We start from the raw sequence: 17,628 nt of genomic DNA on the forward strand, positions 1-17,628 counted from the left end.
AAGAAAGATGAAAAGAGTAATATATTATATCCTGACAGGCGTTTTATTAATGTTTAATACAGCTTGTTCAGACTATCTATCGGAAGAATCGTATACGGATATCGACAAAAATAATTACATGACGAATGCGGCAGAAGCACAAAATGTACTGTTGGGAGTATATCGTAACATGGTTGTAGACGCAGTGTATGGTTATCATTTATCTATTTTGTTTCCGCTGGGGACTGATATTTCCCAAGTGGAAGGTAATTCTAATGAGAACTTTCGGATTATACCAACCAATTCCTTTTCGGCAAATCAAGCTGAAATACAACGGACGTGGGCCGCATTATACAATGGTATATATAATGCCAATGATTTTATGGAAGGTATTGAGGAAAAGATGGAAAACTATTCCAATGAGGATCGGGAATTGGCAACTATATATATCGCGGAAGCTAGAAGTTTGAGAGCATTGTTTTACTTTGAGTTGTTGCGTCGATATGGCCACATCGCATTAATAACGAATACGGCAATGTCTAATCAACATCCGTCTACTTTTGTGCAAGAAGAGCCTGTTAAAGTGTACGAGTTTATTGAACAAGACTTACAGTATGCGGTAGAAAATCTGCCTTACGCAGTTGATGACACCAAAAGAAGTGATAATAGTTTCCGATTTTCGAAAGGTGCAGCTCTAGGATTATTGGCAAAAGTATATGCGACTTGGGCTGGATATCCTGTTAGAGATGAATCAAAATGGGAATTGGCAGCCAATACCGCGGAAATTTTAATAACCTCCAATAAACATGGTTTGCTCTCCGGTTACGAGCAATTGTGGGAAAATGCTGGCTCCGGTATCTGGAACCCGGCAGAGAGTTTGATCGAAGCTTCTTTCTATTCACCTACCGCAGTAAACGGGGCACAAGATCCCATTGGCCGGATAGGAAAATGGAATGGTGTCCGTGCAACAGAAATAGCGGGTCAACGAGGAAGAAACGCAGGAAACGTGCGTGTTGTACATACTTTTGTGCTTGATTGGCGAACGTATCCTGAAGACTTGCGTCGAGATATCGCGATTGCTAATTATCAATATAACCCGGCAAAAGTACTATGGGTAAAAGGAGCGAATGATACCGACGAACAAGCAAAAGCGGACGATGCTGATCCGACTAGAAAACAACCGCAAAAACAAAATTACACACCAGGCAAATGGGATACGGAGAAATATGTACCCCAAAGTAATGCGCTCATCAATAACGATATGTCAAATATCAATTGGTATGTTTTAAGATATGCCGATGTGCTATTATTGTACGCGGAAGCAGTAAATGAATGGAAGCAAGGACCTACGGCAGATGCTTATTCGGCTGTCAACATGGTGCGTAGAAGAGGGTATGGATTGCCAATGGAAGCAAGCAGTAATTTGGCCGATTTACCGTCTGGTTTAGATGTTAGTGGATTTCGGGACGCTGTTCGAAAAGAACGTGCATTTGAATTGGCCTTTGAAGGGCACCGTAAACTTGATCTTATCCGTTGGGGGATCTATTATGAAACCGTGCGGGCTACAGCAGTAAACTTAGGATTATGGTGGCAATCTGCTAATTCGCCGAATTATGTAGTTGGGCAACCAGGGTATACAACACAAGGTAAACATGAATTGTATCCTATCCCGCAACGGGATATGGACTTAATGCAGCAATTTGAACAAAATCCTGGTTGGTAGAGAAGAGATAAAAACAGTATATCAATGTTTTATTGCTCCACATAAGCTATATGATCTTGTGTGGAGTTTTTTATTTAACTGAGAAAAATACTTAAATTTAAATTATGAACAATGAATTGTTACAAAAAGAGCTTGCGTACAAAACCTCCCGTTCCGGTGGCGCAGGAGGGCAGCATGTAAACAAGGTGGAATCAAAGGTAACACTTATCTGGAATGTCAATGAATCAGAAAGTATGACAGAAGATGAGAAAATACGTGTTCGCCAAAAATTAGCCAACCGATTGAATAAAGACGGTCTGTTGCAAATGGAGGCTTCGACAGAAAGAAGCCAAGTCAAGAATAAGGAGATTGTCACGGTACGTTTCTTTAATCTTCTCCATCAGACATTAAAACTAGAAAAGAAACGAATTGCAACAAAAACGCCCAAGTCTCAAGTTCTCGATCGATTAGATCGAAAGAAAAAGCAATCCCAAAAGAAACAGAATCGTAAAAAGAATTTCAACTGGGAATAGTAATAGAAGCCAGTTTCTATTCTTGAAAATGGCTAACTACCAAAGGCCTTCCTTGTTCATCTTTTTCAAAAGCCGCTAAAAAGGCCACTTTATGTCCTTCTAAAAATAAAAATCTCGAAATAAAATCTTCATTGCGCTGCGTAGACTCAATGCGCAATATAAAGTCTTCGTCGTCCAGATCAATCGTTGCAAATTTGATGTCCTTTGATACTTGGTAAAGTTTTGAGATAAGATGAGACCGTTGTAAAATGGTTCGAATCGAGGTTTTAAAGATCAGTACATACTTTTTCATCAGGGTATACTATTTATCTAAATATTATTGTTTGTTAGATCACCTAGGATGGTAACCTAAAACAAATATGCAGGAAAAGTGGATGAATCTTTAAGGGAAATCGGCTGAAGCGGACAAAATATCGGTTGAACCGTCCGTTTTATCGGTGAACCGTTTTCTTTTCAAGGTAGTGTCTTAGGTTATCCTTCTAACCACTGGATAAAAATTTGGTACTTTTCTTTACTGACTGAAATTTTAGCTGGATGGTCAACACGTAAATTGAGAATAAGTTTACGAGATAAACCCAGATTTGCAAAAGCAATTGCGCTACGATTTAGAATATGTTGTCGGTTCACCCGAAAGAAATCATCCCCAAGAAGATACTCCATTTCCTCCAAACTTTTATTAATAAGATATTCTTTCCCAGTGTGCGTTTTTACAAAAACATTGTCGAATTCAATATAACAAAGAGCAATATCTGCTATTTGGACGGGGATAATTTTATCACCGTGTATTACAACCAAGGATTTTTTTGTTCTTTCCGTTATTTTATTGTTATTGCTAACCGAATGAACCATATCCAGCGCAGTGGAGTTAAAAGCCTGTTGTAAAAGATGATATTTTTCTAAGGTTTTTCGGATACTCTCATCCGAAAAGGGCTTTAAAATGTAATCAAGCCCAAAATGCTGAAACGCTTCCATCATATACTGGTTATAGGCGGTGCAAAATACTACCGGAGCTTTTGGCGGTATTGTTTTAAAAATATCGAAAGATTCGCCGTCACCCAGTTGAATATCACTAAAAATAAGATCGACAGTTTGCGCTGTCCTAAAATAGGAAATAGCCTCCCGTACGCTTGTTAAACGGGCACAGAGCTGTATATTGGGCTCTAATCGTTTCAGTGTTAAGCATAAGTCTTCGGCCGTTAAATCTTCGTCTTCAATGATGATTATTTTCATGTTGGATAAGTTTAAGCCGTACCTCAAAAGTCGTCTCATTCTCATAGATGATTACGCTGTCCTGCAGATAGTAGCTGAATCGTTCTTTAAGATTATTAAGGCCATAGTTGTTGTTGTCCGCCATAGAGGGCTTGCGTAAACATACGTTATTGCTGACTACCACCCACCCTAATTGTTCACGAATGGTGATGATTAGGGGATGATCAATTGTATAAAAATTATGTTTCAACGCATTATCTACCAATGGTTGTAAGGAGAAGATAGGGAGTAAATCCTGGTGTACACTTTCAGAAACCTGAATCTCAAACTGTATCGCTTCATTAAACCGCAGCTTTTGCATAGAAAGATAATCTTCACAAAGTCTGAGTTCTTGTTTGACCGATGCAAGCCCATCATCTGAGGTCATAAAACTCCCCCGTAAATAATCAGACAGTTGAAGCAAGTACGATTCCGCTTTGATGCTATCTTTTTTTATCAGCGATTTCAAACTCGAAAGAGCATTAAAGAGAAAATGCGGTTGTACTTGCTGCCTTAACATTTGATTCACCGCCCGTTCTTTTAATTTATCTAGTTTCGACCGTTCTAATTCTAATTGGTTTTTAAAATAATCGGTCATTAAGAAATACAACCATAAAAGCACAATAAAATTTAAAATAGCAGCTCGAAAACCAGCTAGAAGTAGTAGGTTAAAGATAGAACCTGTGATAATCTTATCTTCTTGAGGAGTGAGGATGCCCAAATAGGAAAAGGCAAGAAGGAGGCCTAAGCTGATGCTAAATGTCAACATAAAACTAAGCATCTTCACTTTTATAGGAGATTTGATCGGATCCTTCACATCAAAGTGGACATGAAGGGCGAGATTGGAAACTATAATTCCAAAGAACGCAAAAAATCCTGCGCACGTGTTGAACCAAAAATTTGCTTGATCTCTATATAGCAAGGCATCGATAATTGATATGGACACGATACACAGCGAGAATATCACACTGCGTTGCACCCAACACGTTAACGGATAGCGATGCCGGTTACGTATAAATCCCATTTATATTTTTTTTACAAAGATAACGGAATAATTTTTATGTAAAGGTAAAGGAAATTGCAATAAACTAATTTTTTAGTTGTATAACTAAAAAATTAGTTATACATTTGTTCTTACAATCAATTGCAGGCAATATTGTCTTTTAATAAATAGCGTTATGGACGAAATAAAAGAACTTACAAAGGCGGAGGAACAGATCATGCAAGAACTGTGGAACATAGGGGGAGGATTCGTGAAAGAAATCATAGTCCAACTGCCCGACCCGAAGCCGGCTTATAATACAGTATCTACCATTATTCGTATTCTAGAAACCAAGGGTTTCGTAGAACACGAGTCTTTTGGCAAAAGCCATCGCTACTTGCCTAAGATTAGCAAAGAAGAATATAAGAAGTTAATTACCGGAAAACTCTTGCAGAATTATTTCGATAATTCCACGTCGAGTATGTTATCTTTTTTCTTAGAAGAAAGGAAAATGGACGTAAAGGAATTGGATGAAATTATGCAAATTATCCAACGGAATAAAAAATAAAGAAGCTATGACCTACTTGATTTTAGCAAACATATCGTTGATTCTGTTCTTTGTAATATACGTACTGGTGTTGAAGCCTCTAACGTTTTTTCAGTGGAATAGGGGTTACTTACTCAGCTCAATTGTCATTTCGTTTGCCGTTCCGCTATTACAGTTTATCGATTTGAGCCAACACAAGGAAGTGTACCAGCCATTGGCTATAATCGATTTTGTAGAAATGGAATCTGTGCACATGACACAGACGGTATCGGGCAACTACTGGTCAGCTATGGATTGGGTTCGACTTGTCTATCTCGCTGTAGTGGGACTGATGTTATTTTGGTTAGGCCTCCGGCTATACCGTGTGTTTAAAAACTTTGAAGATACCGGTACCGGGCAAAGGAACTTTTCTTTCCTGAATCGAGTGCTGATTGCAGAAGGAATCCATCATCGCGATGTAATTGCTGCGCATGAACAGATTCATATAAAGCAAGGTCATAGCTACGACATCCTATTTGTAGAGGTTTTGCGTGCATTCAATTGGTTTAACCCGATTTTTTATTTCTACTTGAAAGAACTCAAATTTCAGCACGAATGTATTGCGGATAAGGTGTGTTCGGAAGACAAAGTGCAATATGCGGAATTACTGGTTGCACATGCATTGGGGGTTTCGCATAACGTATTGGCGCATGAGTTTTCTAATCAATCATTTTTAAAACAGCGTATTATGATGTTATTCAAAAATAAATCAAAGAAAATAAACCGAACGAAATATATATTAATGATTCCTGTAGCGCTATCAGTTTCAACATTTGCTTTAGCCTTTAATAGTTCAATTAAGGATGCTGTCGATAATCAAGTGCAGCGTCTGGAAAACATGGATATTTCGCTAATAGCAGTACAAGGAAAACGTGTTAGGCCAGAACCGGAAGACGGCAGGGAAATGTTTATGAAATGGTTTGTCGACAATTACAAGGTGCCGGAAACCATTGATCCTACGGATAATGACCCTTTTATAGGTATCGTATTTAATGTCAGCAAAACGGGGGATCTGAGTGATTTTACATTGAGAGAGGGAACACAGTTTAATAAAGCATTTTTTGATGAGGCTGTTCGATTGATTTCCCAAAGCAAATGGAAGCCCGCTGAACGGGATGGGGCGGCTATTGATAGTAGAGGTTGGGTCGGTTTCAAGTTTGATTCTTCCAGTAAGATAATTGAAAATCATACGCGCGTCGATGTCGCTCCTGAACCGAAGGGTGGACTAAACGAATGGAGAAGATACATTGGCAAATGGTATAACTTCCCGAAAAAGTTTGCAGATGAAAAAGGTTCGGGAGAGGTTGTCGTCAGCTTTGTCGTAGGCAAATCTGGAGAAATTAGAGATTTGAAAACCCTGAAAGAACCGGTTACGGGGGCCGGTAAAAGAGCACACGATGCAATTGCAAAGTTTGGTGCATGGAAGCCAGGCATCTTGGATGGACAAGCGGTAGAATACCGCTACGAACTTCCAATTAAATTAAGCGCACCAAATGCGTTAGGCGTTACCGAAGTGGGCTATTTGAGCAGCAGTAGAATAAAGGAGTAGTAATAATTTAGTGAAAATCGAATTAAGGTGGCATGCCACCTTAATTCTTAACTTAAAAATGCTTTTTCGAGTTCCAAAGGAACGATATAGGTGCCATTTTTATAAACACGCATATTCCCTCCGGAAATCTCATCAATCAGAATAAGCTGGTTATTGGAAATATCATGGCCAAATTCCAATTTAATATCATAAAGGTCCAATCCCTTTTTAGCCAGTTCAGCTTTTACGATATCGCAAATTTTACGGGTGAGGTCCGTCAGTTCATCGTATTGTGCTGCGGTCAAAATACCCAACATAGCTAAAGCCTCTTGCGAAATAACTGGGTCGCCCCGTTCGTCATCTTTAATCGTCACTTCAACAAAGCGATCCAGATCTTGCCCCTCTTGACAATATGCAGCGTACCGTCTGTAGAAACTTCCTACCGCTTTATAGCGACAGATTACTTCGAGTCCTTTACCTATAACTTGTGCATTTTTTACAATCATAGATACATCATCTATATCCGCAGAAACGTAATGTGTAGGGACTTGTAGATTGTTCAATAGTTCGAAAAAATATGTTGTCATTTTCAACCCTGATTTTCCTGCTCCGTCGATAGTCAGTCCTACGGTATTGGCTCCCGGATCGAAAATGCCGTTTTCGCCTGTTACATCGTCTTTAAATTTTAATAGAATACGGTCGTTGTCCAATTGATAAACATCCTTTGTTTTACCTTGATATATAAGCTGCATGGTGTTGATTTTATGATGTGCAAAATACGAAAATTCCATTAATTGTTGGCGACTTATTCTCGTATTTCAATGCGTAACAACCTAATTTCGTCTTGCAGTTGTTCTATTTTATGTAAAAGATGCTTTGCGACCTCAATGCCTTGCAGATTGATTTCTAGATCATAATGCCACGTAGCAAATTGTTCCAGCGCTTTCAGTTCTTCTTCTTTTACGAATTCCTCTTCGTCCTGCACCACCACTTCAATCAAACCATTACTCGAAAGATTTCTTATAAATTGTCGTTCTATCTTGTGTGATTGGCAAACGTCTATTATGCGGATTAAAGTCCTTTCCATCGTTTATTTCTTTAGATTAGCCAATTGTTGAAACAGTTCTTTCTCTTTATCGCTAAGACTAGTAGGGAGCTTCACGTGCAACGTTACATGCAAATCCCCAAACTGTCCGTCTTTCTTGTACACGGGAAAACCTTTTCCCTTGAGACGAATTTTAGTCTCATTTTGTGTTTCCGGCTTGATCTTCACTTTGATTTTTCCCGAAAATGTATCAACGACGGTCTCTCCACCTAAGAGTGCTGTATATAAGTCAATATCCTGTACCATATAAAGGTTATTTCCTTTACGTTGAAATCGAGGGTCGGGTAAAATATTGAACTCAATATAAAGATCGCCTTTCGGACCACCATTTACCCCCTCGCCCCCTTGTCCACTAAGTTTGATTTTTTGACCATTTTCTACACCTGCGGGAATCGTAATCCGAATATTCTTGCCGTTCACTGTAAACGTCTGTTGATGCGTATTATAGGCTTGCTGTAGGGTCAGTTCCAATATCGAATGATAGTCGTTCCCTCTAAACTTGGTTTGTCTGCCGCCGCCACGTCGGCTACCAAACATTTGTTCGAAAAAGTCCGAAAACTCACCGGTATCATAATTTCCCGAATAATCGAAATCAAAACCTTCAAAAGGATTCCCCCCAGTTTCTTGATTGGCGCCACGGCTACGCTGTTGCTGCTGTGCCTGTTCATAAGCGTCACCATGCTTCCAGTGCTCCCCATACTGATCATATTTTTTCCGTTTTTCCGAATCGGTTAATACCTCATTGGCTTCGTTAATTTCTTGAAACCTCTTTTTTGCGTCTTCATCATTTGGATTCAGATCGGGATGGTATTTTCTGGCGAGCTTTCGATACGCTTTCTTAATATCATCTTGGGAAGCATTTTTCTCTACCCCCAACACTTTATAATAATCTACAAAAGCCATACACTTATCATGTTGTCATTACCATAACAAGATAGGGGATTTTTTGTTTTTTTTACGGCTATGGCCGGATCGTGACAGTCACATTTTTTCCAGCGAATTTTTTCTGGAAATATTGCTCGTTACCCGAAACGATAAGGTGGTTTACCTGATTGATAACATCTCGGTTCTGAGAAATAACGGTACTTCTTTCTGTTAAAGCGACCATGAAGGAGTCTGCTTCGACAGTTGCATCATAATTTAATACCGCATTTTTCAATTTTACGGTCGCCGTTTTTATTTTTAATTTATGCAGATTGACATTGGAACGATCCGATGCTTGCAAATCAAGATGAGCGATAGTATCTGTTTTTTTGCGGTTATACCAGTTATTACCTAAGGTTAAACGACTGCCTCTTTGTACATCTACAGTAAGGTTTTCTTGATTAATACCTACAATGGATGCATTTCCTTCACGTAAAGTTATCTGTTCAATCGGAGTCTGTTGTCTGAGGTAAATGCTGTTGTAACTATCCGTTGCATAGATGAATAGCGTGTCGTTTTTTATTTCATGCGTAAAATTTTGTGGGCTCATACTAAAAAGACTTGGCTGTTCTGTCTTTTGGATATATAGATGCGTTTGGGATGCCCTATTGTTACCGATAACTTTTAAGTATTTGACAGACTGAGGAAGTTCGTGAGTAACTTTCAAATCGTATTGGTTCATCCACCATGCTGATAAGGTATTGACAGGTTGATTCTCGTGTGTCATTTTTGCATTTCCAATAGTGGTATGAAAGATAGCACTAAGTGTAGCCATTAGTATCGTGGAGGCAAATAATATATGTGATGTTTTCATATTTATTTCTGTTTTTGGTAATACGAATTGATTTCTTCCATCGATATATCCAACAACTCGATTGTTTTAAAGAATTGTGGTAAATCGATTTCGATAAATTGTTTTTTCTTTAAAGAAGTGATGGATTTTTTTGCATCTTTTGATACAAAAAAGCCGAGTCCCCGCTTGTTATAAATAATATCCTGATGCTGCAGTATATCATACGCTCGCATCACGGTATTGGGGTTTACCTCTAGCTCGCCCCCCAGGTCGCGTACAGAAGGGATTTTTTGGTCAGCGGACCATGCCGCTTTTAAAATTTTTTCCATTACAAACTCTGTGATTTGTATATATATAGCTTTTTCGCTTTTGAATTGCATGGTTAAATTTCTTTTTCTTTGAGTTTATGATAAAAAGTAGCCATCGCTAAATACCAGTAGCCTACTACAAGGAGAATATTTAACGTTAATGGAAAAAAACCTTTTATCGGAATAGAAATGCTGGAGGTTTCTTGAACTAATAACCAGCGAAGAAAGAATACAAGCGTTATGATGATAAGGACGAGCAGGCCTAGAAATAATATAAAGCTGTTTTTTCTAAAAAAGACCAAGGATAGGAAATAAAGCGGTAAGAACAGTATAATCATCATGAAGGCTACACCCAAAATATTCGTTGAGATCGGATACAGCGCCGTCCGATCACTGATCTTGGGATAAAGGTTGCCATGTGCCTCCAGATACCGAATGGCCTCCTCGTAATATAGATTGTTGAACCAAGCAGCTATCACGTGATCATAAAGTATAAAACAAGCAAAGGCGAGGCAAGTGAAACCAATGGCAAATAAGGTCAATCCAAACGTCCTTTCCAAACGGGTGATCGGTGTTAAATTTGTCCGCTCGGATTTGTTTAGTTTATCGAGAGTTGGTTTCGTGCAAATAACCAAATAAATCGGTATAACAAATAAGATGAGTACCCGTTGTGTGGTATGGGTAGTCAATAAGGCATTTAACCACGCATCCTGTGAAGAAAATGTATCGGGATTAACCCACTTTTCATAGAATATACCGCCTGGCCATAAATAGAATATAGCAATGCATAAAAGTATCATCAGAGGAAAAGAAAAAACCAGCATGCGATTGGAAATCCAAAACTCTTTTAAAGTTATAGCTAGGCGTTTTATACGCAGATATTTATTCATGGTTTTGGAGACTTGAGTTAGCTAATTTTGTTAATAGATCGGGATGAGTGGAAATCGCGTTAAAGAACAGTTCTATATTGAAGAGAGACTCTTCTCCATCTATATTGGAGCGTATATTGTTATTGCCGTTTAAGCCGATCTCTGAATACAGAGCATCCGCATACGTTCCCTGTTGGAATTTAAGTTTTCTCCCAAGCTCATATAAAGACTCGTCCAGTACTAATTTTGAATCCTGTAAAATCAGAAGATGATCAATGAGCTGATGAATATCCCGAATCTGATGTGTCGATATAATAATTGTCTTGTCGGGAGACACATGTCGCGCCATCAACTTTCGGAATTGTGTTTTGGATGGGATATCCAACCCATTGGTGGGTTCGTCCATTAAGAGGAAATTTGCATTGGTTGCTAAGGCAAAAGTAATGTTGACTTTTTTACGTTGCCCATAAGACAATGATTTTATTTTTTCGCTCCGATCTACCTGAAATGCAGCTAAAATATCGTCGAAATAGGATGCGTCGAAATTAGGGTACAACGGAGCATAAATATCGAGAAAATTAGCGATAGTCCATGGTGGTAAATCGACTTCATCCGTTACGAAATAGATGTCCGACAAGAATGTGACTTCACGATTTGAAGGTGTGAAATCATTTATTTTTACTGTCCCCGTTTTTGGAAACAGCAACCCGCAGATAAGTTTGAGGAATGTTGTTTTTCCTACACCGTTTAGACCTAATAGACCGTAAATGTGGCCGGGTGAAAGCGCCGCATTGATATTATCAAAAATGGTAATATCTTTTTTGTAATGGAAAGAGAGATTGTTAATTGCTATCATAACATAAAGTTTAGTGTATTAGTATATTAATACACTACAAATATAAGAGAGAGAATTGAAATTACAAGAAATAATTAAAAAAAGTCTCATAGTTTGGCTATGAGACTTTTTTTAATGTAAAGATTATTTAAAAACTATCCACCAACTGATTTATGGTTTCGATTTCTTCTGCCGTCAACTGCATGTCTATACTCTTGGCATTTTGAATTGCTTGTTGGGCGTTCCGAGCGCCGGCCAACGCTATGGTAATACCCGCCCGTTCGATTGTCCATCGCAGTACCAATTGCCCTAAGGAAGCATTTTTGCTATCGGCGATAGGTTTTACCTTTTCTAATAGCACATTTGTTTTGTCGATAAATTCAGGCTGGAAATGTGGTGAAGATACGCGATGATCACCCTCCTGAAAGGTGTAACCTGAATGGATTTTACCAGTTAATAGTCCGCGTTGAAGCGGACTATACGCTAAAATGGATTTGTTATGTTCTATACAGTATGGGACCGTTTCCACTTCAATACCGCGGTTAACCATACTAAAAGGAACTTGATTGGAAACGAGATTTACTATTTGCTGTGCTTCCGCCATTTGTGTACTGGAATAATTGCATACACCAGCATAACGAACCTTTCCCTGTTCTATTAACCGAGAGACAGCTTCGAAAGTTTCCGAAATAGGGCTAGTCGAATCCGGCCAGTGGATTTGATACAGATCGATGTAGTCTGTTCCCAAACGTTTCAAGCTTTGCTCACATTCGTATATAACACTCTCCTTTCCGGTATATCGGTAAACGTCCAACGCTTTTCCGTTATTGTCTTTTGTATGCATGGCGAAATCACCTTTTGCGGAATCTAAATCCCAACGCATACCAAATTTGGTCAAGAGCTGTACCTTATCTCGCGAAATACCTCGTATGGCTTCACCGACGATTTCCTCGCTTGTCCCCTGGCCATATATTGGAGCCGTGTCAATAGAAGTTACGCCGACATCATAGGAAGCCTGAATAGCCTCAATAGCTTCTTTTCGATCAGTGGAGCCCCACATCCAACCGCCTGCCGCCCAAGCACCGAAGGTAATGACAGATACTTCCAATTCGCTATTGCCTAATTTTCTATATTCCATGTCTGTTTGTTTTTCCTACTCCTTATTTGAATCCACAGGCAATCGTTTGTCGCGATTGGCAATTTCCCATGCAACATGGAAGATCAATTTTGCCCGTTTTACCATCATGGGGAAGTCGATTTTGTCAACCGTATCTTCCGGCGTGTGGTAGTGTGGGTGCAACCCCGAGAAAAAGAACGCGGACGGAATACCCTTTTCAGCAAAGTTGTAATGATCTGAACGGTAATATAAGCGCATCGGATCGTTCGGATCATCATACATATAGTCCAATTCCATTTGGGTGTACGTATTGTTTGCGCCTTCCGTAATCTGTTTTAATTCAGAGCTCAATTTATCCAACCCGATGGCGTGGATATAATTGTGGTTTCCTTTCAAATGCTTGTCGTCTATACGCCCAATCATGTCCATGTTGATACATGCAACCGTATTTTCAAGTGGGAAGACCGGGTTTTCTACATAAAACTTCGAACCTAAGAGCCCTTTTTCTTCCGCTGCTAAACCAATAAATAGCAAACTTCTGCGAGGGCCTCTACCTTCTTTCTTCGCTTGCGCGAAGACACGGGCAAGTTCCATCACGCCTACGGTGCCAGAACCATTATCATCCGCTCCTGGGAAAAATGTACCATCGGGTAATATCCCATCATGATCGTAATGGCCTACGATCACAACAATTTCCTCTTTTAAGTCTGATCCTTCCAATAAACCGAGTACATTAGGGTCTGCTAATTTCTCTTTTGTAATACCCATTTCGGCATCTACTTTTGTGGGAATGATGAAAGTAGATGGATTGTTTTTTTGCTGTTCAAGATTAGTTTGATGGGAAGCCAAGAGCTCATTTGCCAATTTTGTAGAAATATTGACTACCGGTGATTTGGTCGTGCCAGAAATCTTATTATTTCCGTCATCCAAAGCAAATCGACCGCCCGTCACACGTTTTCCAAATCGCTCCATATTTTGGTCGACATAGTCGCCTGTCGCCAAAACCATCTTTGGATTTTTTTTGAGAAGTTCCTGTACGCGCTTAAACCGACTACTGGCCCATTCAGACATTTTCTTATTTCCAGTGATAATGGAATTGCCGTTCGCATCTTTTGGTTCCCCTTCGTTAATAACCAAAACAACTTTATCTTGGATATCTATATCCGCTAAATCGTTATGTTTTTTGTCTTGAATGCCGTATCCAACAAACACGATATCATCAGCCCGATAGACAGTTTGTTTGTTATCACCTTGTATAAAGAAATCTATACCATTTTTATAAGCAAGGCCGTTAATCGAAAACTGTTGCACCTGATAAGAAACTTTTACCAAGTTTACCGGTTGGAAATAACTCCCGTTCACCGGTGCTTTCAAGCCGTAGGAAGCAAATTGTTCCGCAAGATAATGAGCTGTCTTTTCGCCCCCTTGCTGACCTGTTCCCCGTCCTTCGAATTCCGGTGAAGCCAATAGCGTCAAATGTTCCCTAGCGACTTCTTCGGTCAGAAGGTCCGCATATTTCAGCTGTACCGGATCTTGTTGTTGTGCTGTGGCACAACTATGCAGTGTAGGGATAAGTAGGCATGTTGTTATCCAATTTTTTATCATAATCAAACCTTAAAATCTGTGTCTAGTATCTGTTTTTACGTACTAGAATCAGGCTACGTACAAGCAATCTTATTCACACGGGTGCCGTGTCTCCCCCCTTCAAAATCCGTAGTCAAAAATGTTTTTACAATTTTTTTTGCGAGTTCGATATCAATAAATCGGGCGGGAATACAAACGATATTCGCATCATTATGTTGCCTTGCTAAGGCTGATATTTCGTTCTGCCAAGCAATAGCGGCCCGGATACCTTGATGTTTATTAGCTGTAATAGCAACGCCATTGGCACTGCCACAGATCAATACACCCAATTCATTTTGACCATTTTCAATGCTTGTCGCTACCGGATGAGCAAAATCAGGATAATCTACCGAATCTCCTGTTGCTGGACCGAAATCGTCGACGGTGTATCCCTCTTCTTTGAGGAATTCGAGTAGAATAGCTTTATATTCAAAACCAGCGTGGTCACTTCCTATTGCAATTTTTTTAGACATGATCGTATTTATTTTTGATTATAAAATTCTTTTTCTTTTTCCAATTTTCGCTTGTATACATTTGCAGAGACCATGATACTTAACTCATAAAGTAAGAACATCGGTGCGCTGACTGTTAATAACGTAATGATATCGGCTGTTGGTGTAATGATTGCCGCGATGATCAAAATAATAACAATAGCATATCGTCTGCTCGCCCGCATAAAGGCTGGTGTCATCAGACCGAGCTTAGACAATATAAATATCACGATAGGTAGTAAAAAGACAACGCCACAACCCAACGTTAAAGTCGCTATAAGCGATAAATAGGAGTCGATGGTGATCTGGTTGGTGATCTCTTCACTTAAAGATACATTGGCTAGAAAATTGACAGAAAGTGGAACAACAATGTAATAGCCAAATAATGCGCCAATAACGAATAGAACGGTTGCGTAAAAAACAAATCCACGTGCCGAACTCTTTTCAATTTCTGTTAACGCGGGTTTTATAAAAAGCCAGATTTCGAAAAGTAAATAAGGGAAGCCCAGTGCCACGGCCATCAATAAACAAGAATTTATCTGCAACATAAATTGTCCAGCCATCTCTGTATTAATGATATTAAAGGGGATGCGTTTTACACAAAAGCCATCCAAACTGAGCAAATCGCCTACTTTGCACATCATCCTATAGGTCCAGAAATCGAGATTTTTCGGTCCCATAATAATCTGATTAAACACAAAGTCATAAAAGGTGAAGGAGAGGATTGCAAATACCGCAATCGCGATCACGGAACGAATAATATGCCACCTCAGTACCTCCAAATGTTCGAAGAATGACATTTCTCCCTCGAGATTTTTTCCTTTTTGTTTTATAGCGTTGATTAACTCTTTTGATGTAGACATGCCAAATGTTCTAAAATAAAACAAACAAAAATACCATTCTTATTTAGAAGAATGGTATTTTAACCGTATGTAAAGGAAATTTTATTCAACCTCTTCGTCCGGATATTCCGTAAGGTCAAACGTTTCCATGAATTTTGTTGTAAAATTACCTGCTCTAAAATTTGGGTCGCGCATTAAGCGTATATGAAGTGGAATAGTGGTTTTTACACCCTCAATAACAAACTCACGCAATGCGCGCTCCATGGTGTTGATTGCTTCTTCACGCGTTTGTGCGACACATATTAATTTCGCGATCATTGAATCATAATTCGGTGGGATCGTATATCCGGCATATACATGTGTGTCCACGCGTACGCCATGCCCACCTGGTGAATGAAAATTCGTAATTCTACCGGGTGAGGGGCGGAAGTTATTAAATGGGTCTTCTGCATTGATTCGACACTCAATGGCGTGCATCGTCGGCTCGTAGCTTTTTCCTGAAATTGGGATACCTGCAGCCACCTTAATCTGTTCTTTGATCAAGTCAAAATTGATAACCTCTTCTGTAACGGGGTGCTCAACTTGGATACGTGTATTCATTTCCATAAAATAGAAGTTACGGTGTTTATCGACCAAAAATTCAATCGTACCGGCTCCTTCGTAATTTACTGCTTGCGCACCTTTAATAGCTGCTGCACCCATTTTTGACCGTAGTTCCGGTGTAATAAATGGAGAAGGCGCTTCTTCCACCAATTTTTGGTGGCGTCGTTGTATCGAACAATCGCGCTCCGACAAATGACAAACTTTGCCATATTGATCTCCAATCACCTGGATTTCGATGTGACGAGGATCTTCGACAAATTTTTCTAAATAGATTCCATCATTACCGAATGCAGCCCCGGCTTCCTGACGAGCAGAATCCCACGCGGGTTGAAATTCATCATCATTCCACACAATCCGCATTCCACGACCACCTCCACCGGCAGTAGCTTTTAAGATAACCGGGTAACCAATTTCATTGGCAAGTTTAACGCCTGTTTTTACGTCAGGGACTAAGCCATCAGAACCGGGTACAGTAGGCACACCTGCCTGTTTCATCGTTTCTTTTGCGGAGGCTTTGTCACCCATCTTCTCTATTTGTAGAGCTGTGGCGCCAATGAATTTAATTCCATATTCGGCACAGATGGCCGAGAATTTCGCGTTTTCAGACAAAAAACCATATCCGGGATGGATAGCGTCAGCATTTGTTAATTCGGCTGCTGCGATAATATTGGGGATACTTAAATAAGAATCTTTACTTGCAGGGGGGCCGATACAAACCGCTTCGTCAGCGAAGCGTACATGTAGGCTGTCGCGATCTGCTGTTGAATAAACGGCGACACTCTTAATACCCATTTCGCGACAAGTGCGAATGATACGAAGTGCAATCTCCCCTCTATTTGCTATTAATATTTTTTTAAACATCTTTTATTATACCTCACATCTAAACTAGGATGGATCAACTAAAAATAAAGGTTGATCAAATTCAACAGGTTCCGCATCGTTCACCAAGATTTTTACAATCTTGCCTGAAACCTCTGATTCAATTTCATTAAAAAGCTTCATAGCTTCTACGATACATAAGACTTTACCTGGTGTTATTTCATCACCTACGTTTACAAACAACGGTTTGTCTGGTCCCGAAGCACGGTAAAACGTTCCGATCATAGGCGATTTTACAGTGATGAGGTTTGACGACTCTGCTGCCGGTGTAGTCGGTGTCGACGCGACAGGAGTCACACTTGCCTGAGCAGCGACGGGAGCTGATGTCGCGGGTTGCTGAGGTATTGCTACCGAAGGAACAGTCGCGGTGACATAGGTTGGCTCCTGATTTGTTTTGATGGTGATTTTAAAGTCTTTTTCTTCGATGGCGACTTCGTTTACACCCGATTTAGCAACAAATTTGATCAGGTCTTGAATCTGTTTAATATCCATACTCATATTTCTAGTAGGTTTCATGTGTAAATATTTTTTTTTAAAGGCCACATGGAATATCCAGGTCTTTCATTTCGTGTTCGTATGTTGTCAACGTGGATAATTCATGTGTAAATAACTTTTTTAAGGTTCCATGGAATATCCAGATCTTTTATTCGTGTTTGCATGCTATAATCCAGATATTTTAAT

The 17,628-nt window shown here is 39.6% G+C and carries 20 protein-coding genes; 4 read left to right on the plus strand and 16 right to left on the minus strand.

What is annotated here, in order from left to right:
- The first annotated feature begins 7 nt into the window (after window positions 1–7).
- Together H8B17_RS16435 and arfB are read left to right on the plus strand one after the other, a co-directional pair.
- A complete protein-coding gene (locus H8B17_RS16435) occupies window positions 8–1,702 on the plus strand; it encodes a RagB/SusD family nutrient uptake outer membrane protein (protein WP_190310316.1) in 1,695 nt (564 codons plus the stop codon).
- 104 nt (window positions 1,703–1,806) lie between these two features.
- On the plus strand, window positions 1,807–2,214 hold the full coding sequence (gene arfB / locus H8B17_RS16440; RefSeq protein ID WP_190310317.1) for an alternative ribosome rescue aminoacyl-tRNA hydrolase ArfB: 408 nt from the start codon (window positions 1,807–1,809) through the stop codon (window positions 2,212–2,214).
- Between the two features lie 16 nt (window positions 2,215–2,230).
- Here arfB and H8B17_RS16445 read toward each other — a convergent pair whose 3' ends face one another.
- The 3 genes from H8B17_RS16445 to H8B17_RS16455 all read right to left on the minus strand — a co-directional run bounded on the left by H8B17_RS16445 (window position 2,231) and on the right by H8B17_RS16455 (window position 4,486).
- Window positions 2,231–2,506: a hypothetical protein gene (locus H8B17_RS16445; RefSeq protein WP_190310318.1), complete on the minus strand. Its 276-nt coding sequence runs from the start codon at window positions 2,504–2,506 to the stop codon at window positions 2,231–2,233.
- Window positions 2,507–2,685: 179 nt separating this feature from the next.
- Entirely contained in the window at window positions 2,686–3,444 is a 759-nt protein-coding gene (locus tag H8B17_RS16450) for a LytR/AlgR family response regulator transcription factor (RefSeq protein WP_190310319.1), read from the minus strand.
- Complete coding sequence (locus H8B17_RS16455; RefSeq protein WP_190310320.1) at window positions 3,425–4,486, minus strand: sensor histidine kinase; 1,062 nt, start codon at window positions 4,484–4,486, stop codon at window positions 3,425–3,427. Before H8B17_RS16455 ends, H8B17_RS16450 begins: the two co-directional genes overlap by 20 nt.
- Before the next feature lie 154 nt (window positions 4,487–4,640).
- Here H8B17_RS16455 and H8B17_RS16460 point away from each other — a divergent pair, with 154 nt between their 5' ends.
- Window positions 4,641–5,012 (plus strand): BlaI/MecI/CopY family transcriptional regulator, encoded by a 372-nt coding sequence (locus tag H8B17_RS16460; protein WP_190310321.1) that lies wholly within the window; start codon window positions 4,641–4,643, stop codon window positions 5,010–5,012.
- 7 nt (window positions 5,013–5,019) lie between these two features.
- Window positions 5,020–6,579: an energy transducer TonB gene (locus tag H8B17_RS16465; RefSeq protein ID WP_190310322.1), complete on the plus strand. Its 1,560-nt coding sequence runs from the start codon at window positions 5,020–5,022 to the stop codon at window positions 6,577–6,579.
- A 47-nt stretch (window positions 6,580–6,626) separates the two neighbouring features.
- Here H8B17_RS16465 and H8B17_RS16470 read toward each other — a convergent pair whose 3' ends face one another.
- From H8B17_RS16470 to accB, 13 genes are all read right to left on the minus strand, one after another.
- A complete protein-coding gene (locus H8B17_RS16470; protein ID WP_190310323.1) occupies window positions 6,627–7,310 on the minus strand; it encodes a phosphoribosylaminoimidazolesuccinocarboxamide synthase in 684 nt (227 codons plus the stop codon).
- 53 nt (window positions 7,311–7,363) lie between these two features.
- On the minus strand, window positions 7,364–7,645 hold the full coding sequence (locus tag H8B17_RS16475) for a chaperone modulator CbpM (RefSeq protein WP_190310324.1): 282 nt from the start codon (window positions 7,643–7,645) through the stop codon (window positions 7,364–7,366).
- A gap of 3 nt (window positions 7,646–7,648) precedes the next feature.
- Complete coding sequence (locus tag H8B17_RS16480; protein WP_190310325.1) at window positions 7,649–8,566, minus strand: DnaJ C-terminal domain-containing protein; 918 nt, start codon at window positions 8,564–8,566, stop codon at window positions 7,649–7,651.
- A 58-nt stretch (window positions 8,567–8,624) separates the two neighbouring features.
- Complete coding sequence (locus H8B17_RS16485; protein ID WP_190310326.1) at window positions 8,625–9,401, minus strand: hypothetical protein; 777 nt, start codon at window positions 9,399–9,401, stop codon at window positions 8,625–8,627.
- 2 nt (window positions 9,402–9,403) lie between these two features.
- Complete coding sequence (locus H8B17_RS16490) at window positions 9,404–9,760, minus strand: GntR family transcriptional regulator (RefSeq protein WP_190310327.1); 357 nt, start codon at window positions 9,758–9,760, stop codon at window positions 9,404–9,406.
- A gap of 2 nt (window positions 9,761–9,762) precedes the next feature.
- Window positions 9,763–10,488: a hypothetical protein gene (locus H8B17_RS16495; RefSeq protein WP_223816639.1), complete on the minus strand. Its 726-nt coding sequence runs from the start codon at window positions 10,486–10,488 to the stop codon at window positions 9,763–9,765.
- An 82-nt stretch (window positions 10,489–10,570) separates the two neighbouring features.
- Window positions 10,571–11,413, minus strand: a complete 843-nt coding sequence (locus H8B17_RS16500) for an ABC transporter ATP-binding protein (protein WP_190310329.1) — start codon at window positions 11,411–11,413, stop codon at window positions 10,571–10,573.
- A 127-nt stretch (window positions 11,414–11,540) separates the two neighbouring features.
- Complete coding sequence (locus H8B17_RS16505) at window positions 11,541–12,530, minus strand: aldo/keto reductase (RefSeq protein WP_190310330.1); 990 nt, start codon at window positions 12,528–12,530, stop codon at window positions 11,541–11,543.
- A gap of 15 nt (window positions 12,531–12,545) precedes the next feature.
- Window positions 12,546–14,114 carry a M28 family peptidase gene (locus H8B17_RS16510; protein WP_190310331.1) on the minus strand — a complete coding sequence of 523 codons (1,569 nt, stop codon included), beginning with the start codon at window positions 14,112–14,114 and terminating at the stop codon, window positions 12,546–12,548.
- A 53-nt stretch (window positions 14,115–14,167) separates the two neighbouring features.
- Window positions 14,168–14,605 carry a ribose 5-phosphate isomerase B gene (gene rpiB, locus H8B17_RS16515; RefSeq protein WP_190310332.1) on the minus strand — a complete coding sequence of 146 codons (438 nt, stop codon included), beginning with the start codon at window positions 14,603–14,605 and terminating at the stop codon, window positions 14,168–14,170.
- Window positions 14,606–14,613: 8 nt separating this feature from the next.
- Complete coding sequence (gene tatC, locus H8B17_RS16520; RefSeq protein WP_190310333.1) at window positions 14,614–15,486, minus strand: twin-arginine translocase subunit TatC; 873 nt, start codon at window positions 15,484–15,486, stop codon at window positions 14,614–14,616.
- Between the two features lie 81 nt (window positions 15,487–15,567).
- Entirely contained in the window at window positions 15,568–16,929 is a 1,362-nt protein-coding gene (gene accC, locus H8B17_RS16525; protein WP_190310334.1) for an acetyl-CoA carboxylase biotin carboxylase subunit, read from the minus strand.
- A gap of 24 nt (window positions 16,930–16,953) precedes the next feature.
- Window positions 16,954–17,445: an acetyl-CoA carboxylase biotin carboxyl carrier protein gene (gene accB / locus H8B17_RS16530; RefSeq protein ID WP_190310437.1), complete on the minus strand. Its 492-nt coding sequence runs from the start codon at window positions 17,443–17,445 to the stop codon at window positions 16,954–16,956.
- Window positions 17,446–17,628: the final 183 nt, after the last annotated feature.

This window comes from Sphingobacterium arenae (assembly GCF_014692505.1).
In the GTDB taxonomy this organism is placed as follows: Bacteria; Bacteroidota; Bacteroidia; order Sphingobacteriales; family Sphingobacteriaceae; genus Sphingobacterium; species Sphingobacterium arenae.

Coding starts and splice junctions, on each gene's coding strand:
- arfB (WP_190310317.1), top strand. CDS start 1,807: ATGAACAATGAATTGTTACAAAAAGAGCTTGCGTACAAAACCTCCCGT.
- tatC (WP_190310333.1), bottom strand. CDS start 15,486: ATGTCTACATCAAAAGAGTTAATCAACGCTATAAAACAAAAAGGAAAA.
- H8B17_RS16470 (WP_190310323.1), bottom strand. CDS start 7,310: ATGCAGCTTATATATCAAGGTAAAACAAAGGATGTTTATCAATTGGAC.
- H8B17_RS16445 (WP_190310318.1), bottom strand. CDS start 2,506: ATGAAAAAGTATGTACTGATCTTTAAAACCTCGATTCGAACCATTTTA.
- rpiB (WP_190310332.1), bottom strand. CDS start 14,605: ATGTCTAAAAAAATTGCAATAGGAAGTGACCACGCTGGTTTTGAATAT.
- H8B17_RS16475 (WP_190310324.1), bottom strand. CDS start 7,645: ATGGAAAGGACTTTAATCCGCATAATAGACGTTTGCCAATCACACAAG.
- H8B17_RS16495 (WP_223816639.1), bottom strand. CDS start 10,488: ATGATACTTTTATGCATTGCTATATTCTATTTATGGCCAGGCGGTATA.
- H8B17_RS16460 (WP_190310321.1), top strand. CDS start 4,641: ATGGACGAAATAAAAGAACTTACAAAGGCGGAGGAACAGATCATGCAA.
- H8B17_RS16465 (WP_190310322.1), top strand. CDS start 5,020: ATGACCTACTTGATTTTAGCAAACATATCGTTGATTCTGTTCTTTGTA.
- H8B17_RS16505 (WP_190310330.1), bottom strand. CDS start 12,530: ATGGAATATAGAAAATTAGGCAATAGCGAATTGGAAGTATCTGTCATT.
- H8B17_RS16485 (WP_190310326.1), bottom strand. CDS start 9,401: ATGAAAACATCACATATATTATTTGCCTCCACGATACTAATGGCTACA.
- H8B17_RS16500 (WP_190310329.1), bottom strand. CDS start 11,413: ATGATAGCAATTAACAATCTCTCTTTCCATTACAAAAAAGATATTACC.
- H8B17_RS16455 (WP_190310320.1), bottom strand. CDS start 4,486: ATGGGATTTATACGTAACCGGCATCGCTATCCGTTAACGTGTTGGGTG.
- accC (WP_190310334.1), bottom strand. CDS start 16,929: ATGTTTAAAAAAATATTAATAGCAAATAGAGGGGAGATTGCACTTCGT.
- H8B17_RS16510 (WP_190310331.1), bottom strand. CDS start 14,114: ATGATAAAAAATTGGATAACAACATGCCTACTTATCCCTACACTGCAT.
- H8B17_RS16480 (WP_190310325.1), bottom strand. CDS start 8,566: ATGGCTTTTGTAGATTATTATAAAGTGTTGGGGGTAGAGAAAAATGCT.
- H8B17_RS16490 (WP_190310327.1), bottom strand. CDS start 9,760: ATGCAATTCAAAAGCGAAAAAGCTATATATATACAAATCACAGAGTTT.
- H8B17_RS16435 (WP_190310316.1), top strand. CDS start 8: ATGAAAAGAGTAATATATTATATCCTGACAGGCGTTTTATTAATGTTT.
- H8B17_RS16450 (WP_190310319.1), bottom strand. CDS start 3,444: ATGAAAATAATCATCATTGAAGACGAAGATTTAACGGCCGAAGACTTA.
- accB (WP_190310437.1), bottom strand. CDS start 17,445: ATGAGTATGGATATTAAACAGATTCAAGACCTGATCAAATTTGTTGCT.